General features: G+C 66.2%; 14 protein-coding genes. 10 read left to right on the top strand and 4 right to left on the bottom strand.

All coding sequences use genetic code 11. From position 1 onward, the window contains the following. Positions 1-59: 59 nt before the first annotated feature. Together A9Z00_RS00690 and A9Z00_RS00685 are read right to left on the bottom strand one after the other, a co-directional pair. The gene (locus A9Z00_RS00690) at positions 60-884 is read right to left on the bottom strand and encodes an ABC transporter permease (RefSeq protein ID WP_296973279.1); all 825 of its coding nucleotides are present in this window, start codon (positions 882-884) and stop codon (positions 60-62) included. After that, on the bottom strand, positions 881-1909 hold the full coding sequence (locus A9Z00_RS00685; RefSeq protein ID WP_296973276.1) for an ATP-binding cassette domain-containing protein: 1029 nt from the start codon (positions 1907-1909) through the stop codon (positions 881-883). Before A9Z00_RS00685 ends, A9Z00_RS00690 begins: the two co-directional genes overlap by 4 nt. 240 nt (positions 1910-2149) lie before the next feature. On the opposite strand from A9Z00_RS00685, the gene A9Z00_RS00680 reads away from it, so the two are divergent. Together A9Z00_RS00680 and A9Z00_RS00675 are read left to right on the top strand one after the other, a co-directional pair. Further along, complete coding sequence (locus A9Z00_RS00680) at positions 2150-2827, top strand: response regulator transcription factor (RefSeq protein WP_296973273.1); 678 nt, start codon at positions 2150-2152, stop codon at positions 2825-2827. Continuing rightward, positions 2824-3903, top strand: coding sequence for a sensor histidine kinase (locus tag A9Z00_RS00675; RefSeq protein ID WP_296973270.1), 1080 nt, complete (start codon positions 2824-2826; stop codon positions 3901-3903). Before A9Z00_RS00680 ends, A9Z00_RS00675 begins: the two co-directional genes overlap by 4 nt. A 49-nt stretch (positions 3904-3952) precedes the next feature. Here A9Z00_RS00675 and A9Z00_RS00670 read toward each other — a convergent pair whose 3' ends face one another. Together A9Z00_RS00670 and A9Z00_RS00665 are read right to left on the bottom strand one after the other, a co-directional pair. Further along, the gene (locus tag A9Z00_RS00670) at positions 3953-5839 is read right to left on the bottom strand and encodes an MFS transporter (RefSeq protein WP_296973268.1); all 1887 of its coding nucleotides are present in this window, start codon (positions 5837-5839) and stop codon (positions 3953-3955) included. Next, complete coding sequence (locus tag A9Z00_RS00665) at positions 5829-6323, bottom strand: MarR family winged helix-turn-helix transcriptional regulator (RefSeq protein WP_296973265.1); 495 nt, start codon at positions 6321-6323, stop codon at positions 5829-5831. Before A9Z00_RS00665 ends, A9Z00_RS00670 begins: the two co-directional genes overlap by 11 nt. A gap of 154 nt (positions 6324-6477) precedes the next feature. Here A9Z00_RS00665 and A9Z00_RS00660 point away from each other — a divergent pair, with 154 nt between their 5' ends. From A9Z00_RS00660 to A9Z00_RS00625, 8 genes are all read left to right on the top strand, one after another. After that, entirely contained in the window at positions 6478-6855 is a 378-nt protein-coding gene (locus A9Z00_RS00660; protein ID WP_296973263.1) for a GntR family transcriptional regulator, read from the top strand. Beyond that, positions 6855-7712 (top strand): ABC transporter ATP-binding protein, encoded by an 858-nt coding sequence (locus tag A9Z00_RS00655; protein WP_296973261.1) that lies wholly within the window; start codon positions 6855-6857, stop codon positions 7710-7712. The genes A9Z00_RS00660 and A9Z00_RS00655 overlap by 1 nt, the downstream gene beginning before the upstream one ends. Further along, entirely contained in the window at positions 7709-8335 is a 627-nt protein-coding gene (locus A9Z00_RS00650) for an ABC-2 transporter permease (RefSeq protein ID WP_296973259.1), read from the top strand. The genes A9Z00_RS00655 and A9Z00_RS00650 overlap by 4 nt, the downstream gene beginning before the upstream one ends. Before the next feature lie 85 nt (positions 8336-8420). Then, positions 8421-9371, top strand: a complete 951-nt coding sequence (locus A9Z00_RS00645; RefSeq protein ID WP_296973257.1) for a copper amine oxidase N-terminal domain-containing protein — start codon at positions 8421-8423, stop codon at positions 9369-9371. 513 nt (positions 9372-9884) lie between these two features. After that, complete coding sequence (locus A9Z00_RS00640) at positions 9885-10991, top strand: glycosyltransferase family 2 protein (RefSeq protein WP_296973254.1); 1107 nt, start codon at positions 9885-9887, stop codon at positions 10989-10991. Continuing rightward, positions 10991-11602, top strand: coding sequence for a glycerol-3-phosphate acyltransferase (locus A9Z00_RS00635; protein WP_296973251.1), 612 nt, complete (start codon positions 10991-10993; stop codon positions 11600-11602). The genes A9Z00_RS00640 and A9Z00_RS00635 overlap by 1 nt, the downstream gene beginning before the upstream one ends. 219 nt (positions 11603-11821) lie before the next feature. After that, positions 11822-16240: a glycosyl hydrolase 53 family protein gene (locus A9Z00_RS00630; RefSeq protein ID WP_296973250.1), complete on the top strand. Its 4419-nt coding sequence runs from the start codon at positions 11822-11824 to the stop codon at positions 16238-16240. Between the two features lie 168 nt (positions 16241-16408). Further along, the coding region (locus A9Z00_RS00625) for a sensor histidine kinase (protein ID WP_296973248.1) at positions 16409-18247 on the top strand (1839 nt) is incomplete at its 3' end.

Genomic DNA, 18247 nt, shown 5'->3' with positions numbered 1-18247 from the left:
CGAACCTCCGTTTGAATGGGCGGGCAGCGGCGTGACGGAACGCGCGCCGCCCTTGAAACTCATGCGCGACGCATGTAGACGCGCACCGCCAGCGGCGCGAAGACCGCCGTGATGACGGCGGCTCCGGCGAGGGAAACCGCGATTTCCCGGCTGAACGTTCCGGCGTTGGCCAGATCCCGGACGGCCGCGACGAGATGCGAGACCGGGTTCAAGTTCACGAACCGCTGCAGCCAGTCCGGCATCGTGTCCACCGGCACGAAGGCGTTCGAGAGAATCGTGAGCGGCAGCAGCACGAGCATGGAGGCGCCCTGCACGCCCGCGGCCGTGCGCGCCACCACGCCGAAGAAGGCGAAGATCCAGCTCACGGACCAGGCGCAGACGACGGCAAGGGCCATTGCGGCCAGGACATGGCCGAAGCCTCCGGCGGGCCGGTAGCCGATCAGGTATCCGACGGCGAATGTGAGCGCGGACGCGATCGCGTACCGGATCGCGTCCGCCATCAGCGCGCCGGCCAGGGGCGCGATGCGCGCGATCGGCAGCGACCGGAACCGGTCGAAGACGCCCTTCTCCATGTCTTCGCGCAGCTGGACGCCGGTGACGATCGAGGTGGTCAGGACCGTCTGCACGAGAATGCCGGGCACGATGATCGGCAGATAGCCCTTCACGTCGCCGGCGATGGCGCCGCCGAAGATGTAGGCGAACATCAGCGTGAACAGGATCGGCTGCAGCGTCACGTCGAACCACAGCTCGGGCGTGTGCCGGACTTTCAGCAGGGCCCGGTGGGCCATCGTGAGCGAGTTGCGCAACGCCCGGGCGATGCCGGGCTGCGGCCCGTCCGACCGGCGTGCGGTTCCGCTAGTCTCACGGTTTGCGGAAAGACTCATACGGCGGCCTCCTTTTCCGGCTCCCGGTCCGGATCGTGTTCGTTCGAAGTGCGGTCTCCCGCCGGCCGGCCCGTGATCGCCAGGAACACTTCGTCCAGGGTGGGCTTCCGCACGCTGATCTCCGCCACGGCGATGCCTTGCTCCCGCAGGGCGAGCAGCAGCCCGGCCAGATCGTCGGCGCCCGCCAGCGGCGCGGTGATCGTGCCGGACTCCGGCATCGCGGCGGTCCGGACCCGCAGCGTCCGTTCCACGATGCGGCGGGCTTCCGCGACGTCCCGCCCGTTCCGGACCGTGAGCTGCAGCGTCGAGGTGCCGACCGACGCCTTCAGTTCATCCGCCGTGCCTTCCGCGGCCACCCGTCCGTGGTCGATGACCGCGATGCGGTCGGCCAGTTGATCGGCCTCGTCGAGATACTGGGTGGTCAGGAGCACGGTGGAACCCGTCCTCACCAGCTCCCGGATCATGTCCCACAGCTGCGCGCGCGTGCGCGGGTCCAGGCCGGTCGTCGGCTCGTCCAGGAAGAGGAGCGGCGGCTGCACGATGAGGCTGGCGGCCAGGTCGAGCCGGCGCCGCATGCCCCCGGAGAATTGTTTCAACGGCCGGTCCGCGGCATCGGCAAGCCCGAACCGGTCCAGCAATTCCTCCGACCGGCGGCGCGCTTCCCTGCGCCCGAGCCCCAGCAGCCGGGAGAAAATGATCAGGTTCTCGCGGGCGGTCAGCGTCTCGTCCACCGACGCGTATTGTCCGGTCACCCCGATCAACCGGCGCACCCGGTGCGGTTCCTTCACCACGTCGCGCCCGAAGATTCGGGCGGTTCCTTCGTCCGGTCGGAGCAGCGTGGCGAGCATCCGGATCGTCGTCGTCTTGCCCGCCCCGTTCGGTCCGAGGATGCCGAAAATCGTGCCGGCCGGGACGCAGAGGTCCACGCCGTCCACCGCACGGCGCCCGCCGAACGCCTTCACGAGCCCGCGGGCTTCGATGGCCGGGACGCCGTCCGCGGCGGGATCAAGCAATGCATGGCGCATGACCGTTCCTCCTTTCAACGGCGTTGCGTGTTATGGTCTAAAGGTAAGGCGGCTGTGTGAACTGAATATAAACGGATGCGTTGACATTTCCGGCGGCCGGCCGGACCATGGAGACAGAACCATTCCGTTCCGACCGCGCCCGTTCGGCCTGGCCTGTTTATATTCCATTCACAATGGCGCGGTATGCTGGTCCCTGCGGAAGCTTCGGACAATCGGATTCCGGAAGAAGGGGTGGCGAACGTGGTCAACCTTTTGGTGGTCGACGACGATCCGCACATGCGCGAGCTGGTCCGTCATTTTCTCCGGCAGGAAGGGTTCGCGGTGCACGAGGCGGCCGACGGCTCGGAGGCGCTGGACGTCCTGCGGTCGGTCAAGGCGGACCTCGTCATCCTCGACCTCATGATGCCGAACATGGACGGATGGGAGCTGTGCCGCGAGCTCCGGGAGCATGGCGACGTGCCGCTGCTCATGCTGACGGCAAAGGGAGAGACGAGGGACAAACTGGAAGGATTCCGTCTCGGCGCGGACGACTACCTCGTCAAGCCGTTCGAACCTGCCGAACTGGTCGCCAGGGTGAAAGCGCTGCTGAGGCGGTACCGGATCGCCGCGTCCCGGACGGTGCAGATCGGCGACGTGACGCTCGACGCGAAGACGTATGAGGTGATCGTCGGCGGCAGGAGCACGTCCATTCCGCGCAAGGAATTCGAGCTGCTGTTCAAGCTGGCCAGCTATCCGGGCAAAACGATCACGCGCGAGCAGCTGATCGAGGAGATCTGGGGCTTCGATTACGAAGGAAACGAGCGGACGGTCGATGTGCACGTGGGCAGGTTGCGCGAACGGTTTCCGGAAGGCCGGCACGGCTTCCGGATCGCGACGGTCCGCGGGCTCGGCTACCGGCTGGAGGTGTGCCCGAAGTGAAACTCGCCCGGAAGGCGTTGCACGCGCTGGGGCTGGCGCTGCCGGTCCTCCTGACCCTGAACGTCTGCTGGGCCGCCGCCGGCTTTCTCATCGCCCGGGCGGAGGGCCGGGACGGCGTATCGATGGCAGAACTTCTCCGGCTGCTGGCGGCGTCCACGGCGGGCATGCTGCTGTTCTGCGGCGTGCTGGCGATCCTTGCCCTGTACGCGTATCCCGGACACACCGCCAGGTTCCGTTCCGTGCTCGACGCGATGGGGAGGCTCTCGCGGGGCGATTTCGGCGTGAGTCTGGATGCGGCGGCGGAAGCGGGGGGGCCGTTCGGCGCGTTCGCCCGGTCGTTCAACGACATGGCCGCGCGTCTCGGCGCCCTGGAGAAGATGCGGCAGGAATTCGTCTCGAACGTCTCGCATGAAATCCGCTCTCCGCTCGCGTCGATCGCCGGCTTCGCGCGCGCCCTGCGCGGCGGGGGACTGAGCGAGGAGGAGCGCGACCGCTATCTCGGCATCATCGAGACCGAGTGCGTGCGGCTGTCCAGACTGAGCGACAACCTGCTGAAGCTGGCGGTCCTCGAGTCGGACCATCCGCCGTTCGAGCCGAGGCGGTACCGGCTGGACCGGCAGCTTCGGGAAGCCGTGCTGGCCTGCGAGCCGCAATGGCTGGAGAAGGGGATCGACCTGGACGTGGAACTGGAGCCGGTCGAGATCGTCGCCGACCCCGACCTGATGAGCCAGGTGTGGGCCAATCTCCTGCACAACAGCATCAAATTTACGCCGGGCGGCGGCACGATCGGCGTGCGGCTGCGGCTCAAGGACGGGCAGGCGGAAGTCGTCGTCTCCGACACCGGCGTCGGGATCGGGGAGGAGGATCTGCCGCGCATTTTCGAGCGTTTCCACAAGGCCGACCGGTCGCGGAACCGCGAAGCCGGCGGCAGCGGCCTCGGGCTCGCGATCGCGAAGAAGATCGTCGATCTGCACCGCGGTTCGATCACGGTGCAGAGCAGGTTGGGCAAGGGTGCCGCGTTCACGGTGCGGCTTCCGCTGGAACGAAGCGCGCCGGGAACGGAGGGCGGGTCATGAAGGAAGGCCCGGCCTGTCGAAGGCCGGGCCGTGATGGACGGACGGCGGGCTACGCGCGATCCTGCGCCCCGCCGTTCTGCGCGGCAAGGAGGCGTTCGTAATTGAGCCTCAGCAATTGGAGCGCGTTCGCCGCCGAGGCGCTGTCGGTGATCCGCACCGTCACCCAGTTCGAAGCCGGATGGATGTGGTGCGGGGACGCCTTGCCCCGCGCGATCGCCTCGTCGCGCGCCGCTTTGGAAAGCGGAATGTCGACGAGCTTCAAGCCGTGGGTGTGGCCGATCTCCCTGCCGTTCACGAGGAATGCCGTGCCGCCGAACCGGTGCGGCGCGGTCGTCACGCCGGGCCATCGGTTCACTTCCTCCAACCAGTCCGGCCGTCCGATGCCCTCCGTCATCCTGGACTCCCCCCTTTCGTCATGCGCGGCGCCGGCGCCGAAGCGGAGCCGGTAGACCGCGAGCAGCGCAAGATGCAGCGCGGCCAGCGCCGCATAGATCAGACCGAAAGCCCCGATGTCCGGCGCCTGCCCGGGCCATCCGGGCAGGACGCCGCTTCTGCCCGCTTCGACGGCGGCGCCGTACAGGCCGGCCGCCGCCGAGGTTGACAGGAAATTCGTCATCGAGAACAACCCCATGCCGACGCCGGCCTCCGCCTTCGGCAACGTGCGCGAGACGGAATTCGTGATCGCGACCTGCATGAACGTCTGTCCGACGTTGCCGGGCACAAGGATGAGCGGAATCGCCAGGACGGGCAGCGTCCCCGCGAGCAGCGCCAGCAGCGCGAAGCAGGCGATCAATAACCCGGCGGCGGCCGCATAGAGGACGGCGCTGCCCTTCCGGTCCGCGAGCCTGCCGCCGAACCGGCCCAGGAGGGCCGAAGCGAACGCGGCGGGCACGAGCGCAAAGCCGATCCACCGGGATTCGAGGCCGTAAACGTCCGACAGCAGCATCGGCGAGAGCAGGAACACGCCGTTCGAGGCGGCGGTGATCAGCGCCGTCATGATGAGCCCGGTCCGATACAACCGGTTCCCGAACAGGTCCGGCCGCACGAACGGCTCCCGCGCGCGCCGGATATGAAGGATGAACAGCCCCAGCGCGGCGGCGAACGCCGCGAAGAGCCACGCGTTCCACCACGTTAACCCGAGCAGCAGCGTTGCCGTCGCCGTAAACAGCAGCCCGCCGCCGAAGGCGTCCGGTTTTGCGGACCCGGCGCTGCCGGCGGGTTCGCCTTCGGCCAGAAACCTGCGAAACGGCGGCAGCAGCGCCAACATCAGCAGGGACGGCACGAACAGCCACCGCCAGTCCGCGATGGAGAGCAGCAATGACGCGACGACCGGGCCGAGCACGCCGCCGATCGCGAGACCGACCGCGGTCATGCTGATCGCCGAGCCGCGCCGCTCCGGGGCGAAATACCGGATCGGCAGCATCATCGCCATTGCCGGTACGACGGATGCGCCGGCCGCCTGCAGCAGCCTTCCGGCAAGCGCCGTCCAGAACGACTGCGACAGGAGACCGGCCAGGGAGCCGGCCGTGAAGACGAGCAGCCCGGCCGTGATGATCGGCCGGAGCCGGTAACGGTCCGCGAGCTTGCCCCAGACGACGGTGCCGAAACCGTAAATCAGCGTGTACCCGGAGGACAGCCAGCTCGCCTGCGCCAGCGTGATCCCGAACTGCCGGCTGATCTCCGGCACGACGATGTTGAACAGGTGCACGCTCATGAACGAGAGCGCCGCCGCGATCATCATGAGCCGCATCAGCTTCATGCCGGTCCGTTCCCGCCGTTCCGCATCCCGATTCGCATGCGTTTCCGTGCGGTCCGCATTTGCTGTCGCCTGCCGACCGGCACCCGTTTCCGCTTGCGCCGCGCCCGCCGCCGCATGCGCTTCCGCCTGCGTCTCGCGCGCATTCCGCATCTCACGCCGTCCGCCGTCAGTCATCATCGAACGCGCCTCCTTCGTTATCGGGGTCATCCCTCGCCGCTTCGACCAGCGCCAGCGCGTTGGCCGACATGCGCTTGATCGCGCGCAGCATGAACTCGCACTCCTCCTCGGTAAGCCCCTCCTCGAGCGTCTCTCTCCAGCGCCGAAGTTTCTCCTGAATGACGTCCTTCAGCCTGAGCCCCTCCGCCGTCAGCGTGACGACATAGGCCCGGGCGTCTCCCTCGTCGCGCGTCCGCCGCACGAGCCCGAGCTTCTCGAGCCGGGCGATCGCCCGCGCCGTCGCGGCCTTGTTGATGTGGAGGTTCCGTGACAGCGCCTCCTGGGAGACGCCGTCCCGCTCGTACAAATTCACGAGATAGATGTACTCCGACGAGCGAATGCCGTACGGTTTCAGCTCCCGGTTGAGATACATCTGGAACTGGCGATGCAGCACCGAGATCCACTTCGCCACGCTTTCCCTGCGCTCGCCGTGGCTGCCGTTCATCCTGTTCGCCTCCTCCGCGGGAATGGTTGATAAGTCAACTATACGCGTTTATGGTTGATATGTCAACAATTATGCGATTGACGAATGAAACTTTTTATGAAATACTGTATATATCGAATATATACAGTATGCACGTTATGTACGGAGTGGGCCGATGGACATTCTGATCAGCAACAGCAGTGACAAGCCGATCTACGAGCAGATCACCTCGCAGCTCAAGGCGATGATCATGGGCGGCAAGCTGGCGCCGGGAGAGCCGCTCCCGTCGATCCGCCACCTGGCGAAGGAGCTCCGGGTGAGCGTCATCACGACGAAGCGGGCGTACGAGGACCTGGAGCGCGACGGGTTCATCGAGACGGTTCCGGGCAAGGGGAGCTTCGTGGCCGAGCGGAACCTTGCGCTGATTCGCGAGGAGCAGCTCAAGGCGGCGGAGGTCCGGCTGGCGGAGGCCGTCGACATCGCGAAGCGGAGCGGCATCACGCTGGATGAACTGACGGAAATCTTGAAGCTGCTGTACGAGGAGGAATCGTGATGACGGCGATCAGAGCGGAAGGATTGCGCAAACGCTACCCCGGTTTCGAGCTGAAGGACGTCAGCCTGGAAGTGCCGAAGGGGAGCATCGTCGGCTTCATCGGCGGGAACGGCGCGGGCAAAACGACGACGATCAAGGCGATTGTCGGGGCGATCCGCCCGGACGGCGGGAAGGTCGAGATTTTCGGCCGGGACTTCGCGCGGCACGGCAAGGCGCTCAAACAGGACATGGCCGTGGTGACGGAGGACAGCTTCTTCCATGAAGCATTCGCCGCGAAGGATGTCGCCCTCGTGATGCGCCGCCTGTACACCCGCTGGGACGACGCGCTGTTCCGGCGTTTTCTGGACCGGTTCGGTTTGCCCGCGGACAAGCGGATCAAGGATCTCTCCAGGGGCATGCGCATGAAGCTCGTCATCGCCGCGGCGCTGTCCCATCATCCGAAGCTGCTCATCCTGGACGAGCCGACCGGCGGTCTCGACCCCGTCGTGCGGAGCGAGATGCTGGACGTGTTCCTCGACTTCATCCAGGACGAGGAGCATGCGATCCTGTTCTCCACCCACATCACGACCGATCTCGAGAAAATCGCCGACTACATCGTGTTCATCCATGAAGGCCGGATCATCCTCAGCCGTCCGAAGGACGAACTGCTCGAGCAATACGGGATCATGAAATGCGGGCTGGACGAGTTTCCGAGGGTGGATGCGGCGGACTACGTGGGGGTGCGGCGGTACGGTTTCGGTTGTGAAATGCTCGTTGCGGACCGGCAGGCCATGCGGCGCAAATATCCGCATTTGACGATCGATCCCGCGGCCATCGAGGACATCATGCTGTATTACGCGAGGGGTGGGAAAGCATGACGGGATTCATCCTGAAGGATCTGCTGACGCTGCGCCGATATCTGAAATTGATCGCGCTGGCCATCGCGATATTGGCGGGGATGTCCTGGTACCTCGACAATCCGGCCTTCGTGTCGGCCATGATTGCGATGCAGTTCGCGATGCTGCCCGTCACGTCCTTCGCGTACGACCACCAGGCGAAGTGGGAACTGTTCGCCCGGACGCTGCCCGTCTCCGGGCGGGAGATCGTGGCGGGCAAGTACGTGCTGTCCATCGCGTCCACCACGGCGGGTACGGTCATCGGCATCGGGCTGGCGCTGGTCATCGGCCTGCTGAAAGGGGAGCCGGCCGACCCGCGGGATCTCGCGCTCGTGGGAGGGTTCATCTTCGCGGCGGGCTTGTTGTTCCTCTCGGTCATGATCCCGCTCATCTACAAATTCGGCGTGGAGAAAAGCCGCTTCATGCTGCTGGCGGTGGCGTGCATCGCCGTGCTGGTCGCCGCCCTGATGAAGCTGTCCGTCCCGGATTGGCTCCTGAAGGCAAGTCCGGAGGCGGTGCTGGGCGTCGTGCTGACCGGCGCAGCGGCCATGACGGCCGTCTCGTTCCTCATCTCGATGGCGATTTACGAATCCCGGGATATCTGAGGACGTGAACGATTCACCGTGTTAAAATTTAACGACGAAAAGGATCGCGCATGCGCCGTGGCGTGCGCGGATGGAGAGGTGTCGGATGAAGCGGTTGGTTGTGTTGCTGCTGATCGGGGTGCTCGCGCTGCCTGCGGCCCTGGCGGCGGAGCCGGCGGCCGGGAAGCCGGACGGGTCGGACGCGTTCTATCTGGCCGACGAACGGTCGGGCTACCGGATCCGTTTTCCGGGCTATGCGGGAAGCGAATTCCGGACGGTGACGGCCGACGGCGCCGCGTTCGAAGCCGAAGTGCATCTGCTCGGGGCTCCCTCCGGCGGCGGCGACGTGCTCCTGTTCGAGGTGCTCGTGGCGGATCCGGATGCCCGGACCCTGGACGTTCGAATCGGCGGTGACGACGGTGACGCCTTCGAACGGAAGGGGCTCGGGCTCGAAGGCGGCAAGGCGGAGGTCCGGGTGAGCCGGCTGGCCTGGGAGACGTCGCTCCGCGGCCGGGTGCTGCACGCGGACATCTTCTCGTATGATGCGGGCGGGGAGATGCTGTGGCATTTCTTCGAAATTTATTTTGCATTTGAAGACGCCCCGAGGGGGGACGAGGCAGGTACGGAAGCCGGGCCGGTCCGGGCCGTTCCGGTCCGCGCCAGCGTGTCGGTCGACGGCCGGATCGTCGCGTTCGACGCCTACGCGATCGGCGGCAGCACCTATCTGAAGCTGCGCGATCTCGCGATGGCGCTGGACGGTTCCGGAAAGTCCTTCGGTGTCGTCTGGGACGGCAAGCGGAGGGCCATCCATCTGATCCCGGGCGCCGCGTACACGCCGGTCGGCGGGGAGCTGCGCGTGACGGAAGGCGGGAAGGCCGCAAGCGCCGTGCCGTCCCGCGCGACCATCTATGTGGACGGGCGCGAGGTCCGGCTGACGGCGTACACGATCGGCGGCAACAACTATTTCAGGCTCCGCGATATCGCGCAGGCGCTCGGCATCGGCGTGACCTGGGACGGCCGGACCGGAATGATCGGCCTCGACACGTCACGGGAATAACGGCTTGACCGGCGGTGGACGGATAGGCGGGAACGCCCGGCCTACCCGCCGTTCACCGGCCCGGGCATGACGTTCTCTTCCCCCGTCCCTCCCATCCGGCCGGCATTTCCCGGATTTTGGCTGTTTGCGGGCCATGCCGGTACGAGGCATTTGGAATTTGGGCTTTCTTTATTTTGATTTGCATGCGGGTTCTTGTTTATTACGAAATGGTATACATTTGGTTGAAATACATTTAATGAAAAATATGATAGGCATCATAAACCTAATAAATGGATGTATTTTCATGAAAAATGGTTCAGCACCGAAAAAAATGTCCCGCAACCGCCTGCCGATCGGCGCTTCGAAAAAAGGCTCCCGGAACCATAACGGATTTGATACAATAAATATTAAATTAATCCTTCATCCATCGTGATCGTTCATCCATCGTGCATCGTGATCTTGCATCCATCGTGGTTCCGTTCTGAGGCTCGCGGCGGCAGACGCCGGATCAACCTGAGATGGGACGGTGGACAGATGGAGACCTGGATGGTTGAGGTTGCGATCGGAGCATTGCTTACGGCCGGTCTTTGGGCAGGCACGCGGCTGTTCGACAGGAACTTTCTCCAGGAACCTCCAGAAAGCCCGCAGGGTGAGCCGCCGAAGAAGGTGTCGGTGATCATTCCGGCCCGCAACGAGGCGGAGAATCTGCCGGATCTTCTCGCATCCCTGCAAGTCCAGACGCTGCAGCCCGCCGAGGTGGTGGTGGTTGACGACGGCTCCGGGGACGGAACCGGTGAGATCGCGGCGCGATACGGCGCCAGGGTGATCCGTCACGATGAACTGCCGCCGGGTTGGACGGGGAAGACGTGGGCGCTCTGGGACGGTTTCCGCCATACGACAGGGGACATCGTCGTCTTCCTCGACGCCGACGTGAGGCTCGCACCCAAGGGGCTGGAAGCGCTTGCGTACGCGCGGGAACGGGCGGGCGGCGCCATTTCCGTCGTCCCGTATTACATCGTGCCGACGTTCGGAGAGAAGCTGGCGCTCGTGGTCAATCTGCTCGGCATTTTCGTCTTCCTGTCGCCTTACGAGGCGGGAAAGCCGAACCGGGGCATGTACGGCCCCTGCATCGTCGCGAGGCGGGAGGATTATCTCGAGATCGGCGGCCATGCCGCCGTCCGCTCCGAGGTCAACGAAGACATGGCGCTCGGCGCGCGCTTCGCGGCGGCGGGCATTCCGGTGGAGAACTATCTCGGCGGCGGGCTCGTGACCTGCCGCATGTATCCCGGCGGAGCGCGCGACGCCGCCGCGGGACTCGCGAAAAGCGCGGTGCGCGGATTGGCCGCGGTGGGCCGGACGACGGTGCTGCTGTGCGCGCTGTGGGTCGCGGGACTGCTGCTGACCGGGATGTTCTTCTGGCTGGACTGGGTGCTGGCGGTCGGCCTGGTCCTGTACGCGGCGCAGCTGTACCGGATGGCGCGTCACGCGGGAACATTCGGCGCGGTCATGCCGGTGCTGCATGTGCTGTCCACGCTGTTCTTCGCCGTCGTCATGCTGTATTCGCTCTACCAGACGGTCTGGCTCGGCCGCGTGAGCTGGAAGGGCAGGCAAATCCAGGTGGGAAGCGGGCGTGATGCGTGATGGCGCTTTGGCTGTGGATCATCGCCGGCTTTCTGTCCGGTTCCGTCATGTACGCCCATCTTCTGAGCAAAATCGCGCGCGTGGACCTGAGAAGCGTCGGCGACGGCAACCCCGGGGCGTTCAACCTGTGGCAGGCGGCCGGATATCGGTACGGGATGCTGGCGGTCATCCTCGACTTCATGAAGGGTTTCGTCCCGGTGGCGGCGGCGCTGAGGACCGGCTTCATCCATCCGGATGATCCCGCGCTCATTCCGATTGCCGCGGCGCCGGTGCTCGGCCATCTGTTCTCGCCGTTCCTCCGCTTCAAGGGCGGCAAGGGGATCGCCGTCACCTTCGGCGTCTGGAGCGCGCTCACGGCGTTCGAAGTGACGATCGTCTACGCGGCGATCCTCGCCGTGCTGCTGGTGGTCGGCCGCGCGCTCAACGGCTGGCGCCCGACGTCGTCCGAGGCGGACAGCTTCATGGTCGTGCTCGGCATGGTGGCCGTGTCGGTATGGCTTCATCAGCGCCCGTACCCCGCCGCGCTCTTCTGGGGCTGGTGCACGAACATCGCGCTGATGATCTGGGCCCACCGCAACGGGCTCAGGGTGTTCCTGAAGAAGTGGATTTGAACGGAGTCCTCCGGAGCGGAAGGAACGGACGCGTGTCAAGGCGCGGATGGATGCCGCGCCTTTTTCGTTTGCCTTCGGAGCCGCATCGCTTCGGAATGCGCTTTCAACTCGTTGAAAAAGGTGCAGAAATGTTGCCTTCCTCGCCTACTCCCGCCGGTCGGGACATTTATACAATTCATATGTAACACGGAGAACCAGACTCGACGGGAGGTGGCCGACATGACCATCAGCCGCGGATTCGGGGGGACCGGCCGCCGGGCGCGGCAATTGTCCATCGCGCTGCTGGCGGCGCTGACGGCGTTCGGCGTTGCGGGGCCCGCTTCATGGAAGCCGCACCGCGCGGAAGCGGCGGGACCCAATCTGGCGCAGAATCCGGGCTTTGAAGACAGCGACGACTTCTGGACCGGTTGGACCTACGACGGTACGCTGAAAAACGGCGATACGCCGGCCATCAGGCTGAGTGTCGACCAAGGGGGCGATTTTGTGCACGGCGGACGCAATTCGCTCACCTACTGGCTGGATGAGCCGTTCACCTTCAGGCTCACCCAGACGCTCACCGGCTTGCAGGACGGCACGTACGAGCTCGCGGCCTGGGCGATGGGCGGCGAAGACTCGATGGCAGGCGCCACCAGGCTGACGCTGTTTGCCGAATCCGGAGGCAACCGGGAGGAGACGCCGATCGACATTTCGGCCTGGACCGAATGGCGCCGCTACAGCCTCACCGTGCAGGTCTCGGGCGGTCAGGCGGTGATCGGCTTCGAGGTGGATGCGCCGGCCGGCCAATGGGGCTATTTCGACGACGTGGAGTTCGTTCGCGCGGATGCCCCGTCCTCCGGACCGGCCTGGGATGCGTCCGGATCGCTGCAGGCGTCAGACCTGATGCCGCGCAGCGTGAAGCTGGAGTGGAGCGGCGTGCGCGATCCGGCGGATGTCTCGCATTACCGCATCTATCTGGACGGCAGGCTGCATGCGACGGTGCCGGGCGACGTGACCGCCTATACCGTCGCGCGCCTTGCGCCGAACACCACATACCGGTTCAAGGTCGAGGCGGGTGCGGGCGGCGTCTGGACGACGGACGGTCCGGAGCTGACCGTGACGACGCCGGACGGGGAAGCCGCGGAGACGGTGTTCTTCAAGGGAGCGGACATCTCGACGCTCCAGGCGATCGAGGACGCGGGCGGAAAATATTATGACGGCGGCGTGGAGCGCGATCTGCTCGACATCCTGAAGGACCGGGGCGTCAACGCGATCCGTCTGCGGATCTGGCACAATCCGGTTCTTGCGGACGGTTACAACGACAAGGCGCACACGATCGGGATGGCCAAGCGGGTGAAAAGAGCCGGCTTGCACCTGCTCCTCGATTTCCACTATTCCGACTTCTGGGCGGACCCCGGCAAACAGGAGATTCCGGCGGCCTGGCAAGGTCTCGACTTCGCAGGCCTGAGACAGGCGGTATACGACTACACGGCCGACGTGCTGAACGCGCTCAGGGACGAGGGCGCCTATCCCGACCTCGTGCAGGTCGGCAACGAAATCAACAACGGCATGCTGCTTCCCGTCGGCTCGACGGGCAGCTTCGACCGGCTGGCCGATCTGATCGGCGCCGGCATCCGGGCGGTCCGGGATACGACCCCGCCGGGGCACGACACGAAGATCGTGATCCATCTCGCGGAAGGCGGCGACAACGCGAAGTTCCGCAGCTTCTTCGATTCGCTGACCGCGTATACGAACGATTTCGATGCAATCGGCCTGTCGTTCTATCCGTACTGGCACGGCACTTACCAGCAGCTCAAGGACAATCTGAACGACCTGGCCGTACGGTACGGCAAGGAGCTGATCGTCGTCGAGACGGCGCATCCGCACACGCTCGAAGACGGCGACGGCTGGCCGAACATCGCCGGTGCGGCCGAAGCGGAGAAGAACGGGTTCCCCGCGACGCCCGAGGGGCAGAAGGACATGCTCACCCTGATGATGAACCTGGTCGCGCATACGGCCGGCGGCTTGGGCAATGGCGTGTTCTACTGGGAGCCGGCCTGGATTCCCGTGCCGCGCGATGCAAACGGCGACTTCCGGGCGGGCTGGAAGTCGAAGGAGGGCAACGCGTGGGACAACCAGGCGATGTTCGACTTCCAGGGCAACGCGCTGCCTTCGCTGGACGCGTTCCGGTTCGATCCGGCGAATCTTCCGGCGAAGACGCCGCTGCGCGCGCTGGAGCCCGGCGGTGTCACGATCCCGGCGCTCGAATCACAGCAGGAAGCGGCCGCCCGGCTGCCGGACCGGGTGCGGGTGCTGTACAACGAGGGCAGCATCGAGGACGTGCCGGTCGAATGGCCGGCGCTCGACGAGGACCGGCTCAGCCGGATCGGATCGTTCCGCCTGACCGGTCGGACGACGGGACCGGAGCTTGAAGTCTCGATCAGCGTCACGGTGACGGCGTACCGGAATCTCGTCATCAACGGCGGATTCGAAGACGGCCTGACCGGATGGAGCACGGCCGGCCCCATCAAGCTGAGCACCAATGCGAATGACGCCTACAGCGGCACCCGGGCGCTGAACTATTGGCATGATGCGGACTTCACCTTCTCCGCCGGCCAGACGATCACGGGCCTGCCCGACGGCCTGTACACGCTGCGCGTGCGGGCTTCCGGCGGCGGAGGAGACCGCGTGCTGCGGCTGTTCGCGGAAGGTGACGGAGGCGGAAGGCTGACGGCGGACATCGTCAACACGGGATGGAACAACTGGCAGGCATACGCCATCGAGAACATCCCCGTCACGGGCGGGCAGATCACGGTCGGCGTCGAAGGCGAAGCGCCGGCCGGAACCTGGGGCCTGTTCGACGACTTCGAGTTCTTCCGCCAGGTGACGATGCCGGTGTGGAGCGCGGACGCCGCATTGGAGGCGGCGGAAGTCGGCACGGACTTCGTCCGTCTCCGGTGGTCCGGCATTGCCAATCCGGAGGCGGCCGTCGGCTACAAGATTTACCGCGACGGAAAACCGGCGGCAACCGCGGGCGCCGATGCGAACGAGATCACGATCACCGGTCTGGAAGCCGGCACCACATACACCTTCCAGGTCGAAGCGGGAGGCGAAGCCGGGCTGTGGACGGACGGCGGGCCTTCCGTCACGGTGACGACGGGGCGGATGGAACCGGCGCCGCAGGAACCGGGCGATGAGGGCGGTCAGCAGCCCGGCCCGTCTCCGCAGGAACCGGACGATGAGGGCGGCCGGCAGCCCGACCCGGCGCCGCAGCATCCGCAGCCCGGGACGGGGCCATCCGGACCGGGTTCGGGCGGCGGATCGCCTGCAGCGAACGTTGACGGCGAATCCGATGACGCCGCCGGAGAACATGACGTCGTGACGCTGTCGGAGGAAGAACTGGCCGAACCGGGCGACGGACCGGTCGTCGTCGAGGTGCCGGAGACCACGGCGGAGGTGCGGCTGCCGACGGGCGCGCCCGAACGGCTCGGAGACCGGCCCCTGGAGGTGCGGAGAGGCGGACTCGTCCTGCGGGTGCCGGCGGCGACGCTGGCGCAGCTTGCCGGGTTGGCGGACAGCGGGGAGGAACCGCGGGACGGGGCGCAGGAAGCGAAGCAGGAGGACAGCGCACCCACCGCGGAACAGGCGGGGAACGCCGCGCGGGCTGCGGCTGAAGCGCGGCGCTACGCGCAGCCCGGGATCCCGGCGCGGAATCCCGGCCACGCCGGAGTCTCCGTTCTGGCCGCGACGGATGAAGGGTATCTGGCGGTGCGGCTGGCCCCGCCCGCCGATCCGGATGCCTGGATCAGCCGCGCCGAGCGGCGGACCGGGCTCGAACTCAAGGCCTTCAACCGGCTTGTGGACCTGCGCCTCGCCCATGTCGACGGGCGGGGAAACAGCCGAACCCTCGGGACGTTCGCCGCGCCGGTGGCGATCGGATTGCGTCCGGAGACGGAGGCCGGCTTCGATCCGGAGCTGACCGGCATCTACCGGCTCATGTCCGACGGGTCGATGCGGTATGCCGGCGGCAGGGACGCGGACGGCCGGATGGGGGCGGCGGTATTCCGCGCCGGCGTCTACGGGCTGTTCGAGGCGTCGCGCCGCTATGCCGACGTGCCGGACACCCATCCGGCGCACCGGGCGATCGCGGCGCTCTCCGCACGGCTGGTCCTGACCGGCACGGACGCGGCCGGCGGCCGTTTCGAGCCGGACCGCGGCGTCACGCGAGCCGAGTTCACGGCGATGCTCGCGCGGCTCCTCGACCTGCCGGACGATCCCGGCCTTCCGGCTTTCGCCGACGTTCCGGACGGCGCATGGCATGCCCCCGCGATTCGAGCCGCGCGGGCGGCCGGCATCGCGCTGGGCGGGTCCGGCGGCCGGTTCCGGCCCAACGATGCGATCACGCGCGAAGAGATGGCGGTCATGCTCGTCCGCGCCGCGATGCATGCATCGCCGGAAGCCGCGGCGCCCGGAACCGCCGGAACGGCCTACGCCGACGACGGACGGATCTCGGCCTGGGCGCGCGACGCGGTGAACCGGGTGACGGCGCTCGGCCTCATGCGGGGCCTTCCGGACGGCCGCTTCCACCCGAACGGCGCGGCGAGCCGGGCGGAGGCGGCCCGGGCGTTGCACCGTCTGGCCGCCCTCCTGGACGGAAATTGAAAAAGCATCATAAATCTTTCATTTCTGCCCTATGCCAGCGTCGAAAAATCGTGTAATCTGAATAGAAAGACAGATAAGCGGGAGGTTGCCCCGGTGAAGCCCGGGCAGCCTCTTTTCGCCTTCCGGAAGACAACACGGCAGACCAGGCGACGACGGCGGGGGGATCTCATGCCGAAGAACAACCTGTTCCGAAAGATCGCGCTGATTCTTTTCGCCCTTCTGGTGCCGATCGTCGTCCTCTACGTGCTGTCCAACCGGATCAGCACCGGCGTGCTCCGGGAGGAGCTGAACAACTCCAACGCGAATCGCCTCGCTTTCTTCCAGGATCAGGCGGACACGACGATCCAGTCGATCGCGCTGTGGCCGAACCTGCTCATCCATGACCCCGACATCACCGAACTCCGGCACACCTTCGAGCGCCCCGGCGCGTCGCTCGGCCTCGACCAGATCATGCTCATAAAGCGCATCCAGCGAAAGCTGAGCATCCAGGAGAACTCCTCGAACTGGAACAGCACGCTGTACGTCTATTCGCCCGTGCTCGGCCGCGTGCTGACGAGCAGAGACGCGGCGCCCTACGATCCCGGCGAACTGATGCGGCGGCTGAAACCCGGATGGCTTGTCGAGCCGGCGCGTGACGGGCGGTACCTTTTCTCGCTGTTCACCATTTCCCCGTATGCGGCCGAAGGCCGTTTGCACGAAGCCAACCTGATCATCGAAGTGCAGTTCGACAGTTCCAATCTCGTCCGCATGCTCGACCAGTTCAAAATCGGCGACCGCCGCGATCCGTTCTACTACATGCCCGGTGTCGGCGCGATTTACAACAGCACGGCGGACCGGGGGGCGGCGGACCGGCTGGTGGAGCTGCTCGAGGCGGAGGGCGGGCTCGCGACGGGCAGCCGGACCGTCGACCTGGACGGGCAGCCGCACCTCGTCTATCTGCAGAAATCCGACATCGCGGAGTGGTATCTGATCGATTACCTCCCGCTCCACGAGGTCATGCAGCCGATCACGCGGACGAACCTGATGTTCTACATTTCCGTCGGCTCCCTGCTGCTGATGGGCTGTGTCATGGCCTACGTCCTCTATGCCCAGGTGCAGGCGCCGCTGAAGCAGCTCGTCACGAGCTTCCAGCGGCTGAAGCTCGAGGACTACTCGGTGCGGCTGAAGCCGCGCGGCACGAGCGAGTTCAGCTTCGTCTTCCGGCGGTTCAACTCGATGGTCGAGCAGATCCAGGATCTGTTCAATCGCGTGTATCTCGAGAAACTGCGCGTCCAGGAGGCGCGGCTGAAGCAGCTCCAGTCGCAGATCAACCCGCATTTCTTCCATAACAGCATCTCTTTCATCAGCAGCATGGCGAAAATGAAAAACCACCAGGCGGTCGTGGCGATGGCGGAGAACCTGTCGAGTTATTTCCGCTACGCGACGCGGCAGGAACGGGATTTCGTCACGCTGGAGGAGGAGCTGCAGTTCGTCGGCAGCTACCTCGAGATTCTCAAGCTGCGCCGCGGCAAGCTGACGTTCGCGATCGAACTGCCGTCCCGACTGCGCCACCTGCGGGTGCCGCCGCTCATCATCCAGCCGCTCGCCGAGAACGCGGTGCAGCACGGCATCGAGGCGAACGGCGGCGACGGCCGGATCCGGATTGCGGTCGCGGAGGCGGACGGCGTCGTGCGGGTCACCGTGGACGACAACGGCAAGGGCATGCGCGAGGAGGAGCGCGTCCGCCTGGCCGGCCGGCTGGAGGAGCCGGCCGACGGAGAGAGCGGCTGCGGCCTCCGGAACGTGCACCAGCGGCTCCGACTGCGTTACGGGCCGGACGCCGGGATGCGGCTCGAGCCGTCGCCGCTCGGGGGGTTGCGGGTCGTGCTGGAGTGGCGGCCCGCCGGGCATGCCGCCGGAGCGCCGGGGAAAGCCGGGGCGGCGGGAGCCGCCGTCGGCGCCGGAGGAACGGATGAAGGGCCCGGCGGTGCCGGGCAGGTCGCCGTGGCATGGACGGAAGCGGACGCC

The organism is Thermobacillus sp. ZCTH02-B1, from assembly GCF_002159085.1.
Lineage (GTDB): Bacteria > Bacillota > Bacilli > Paenibacillales > Paenibacillaceae > Thermobacillus.
This window is presented reverse-complemented; position numbering and strand designations above follow the sequence as displayed.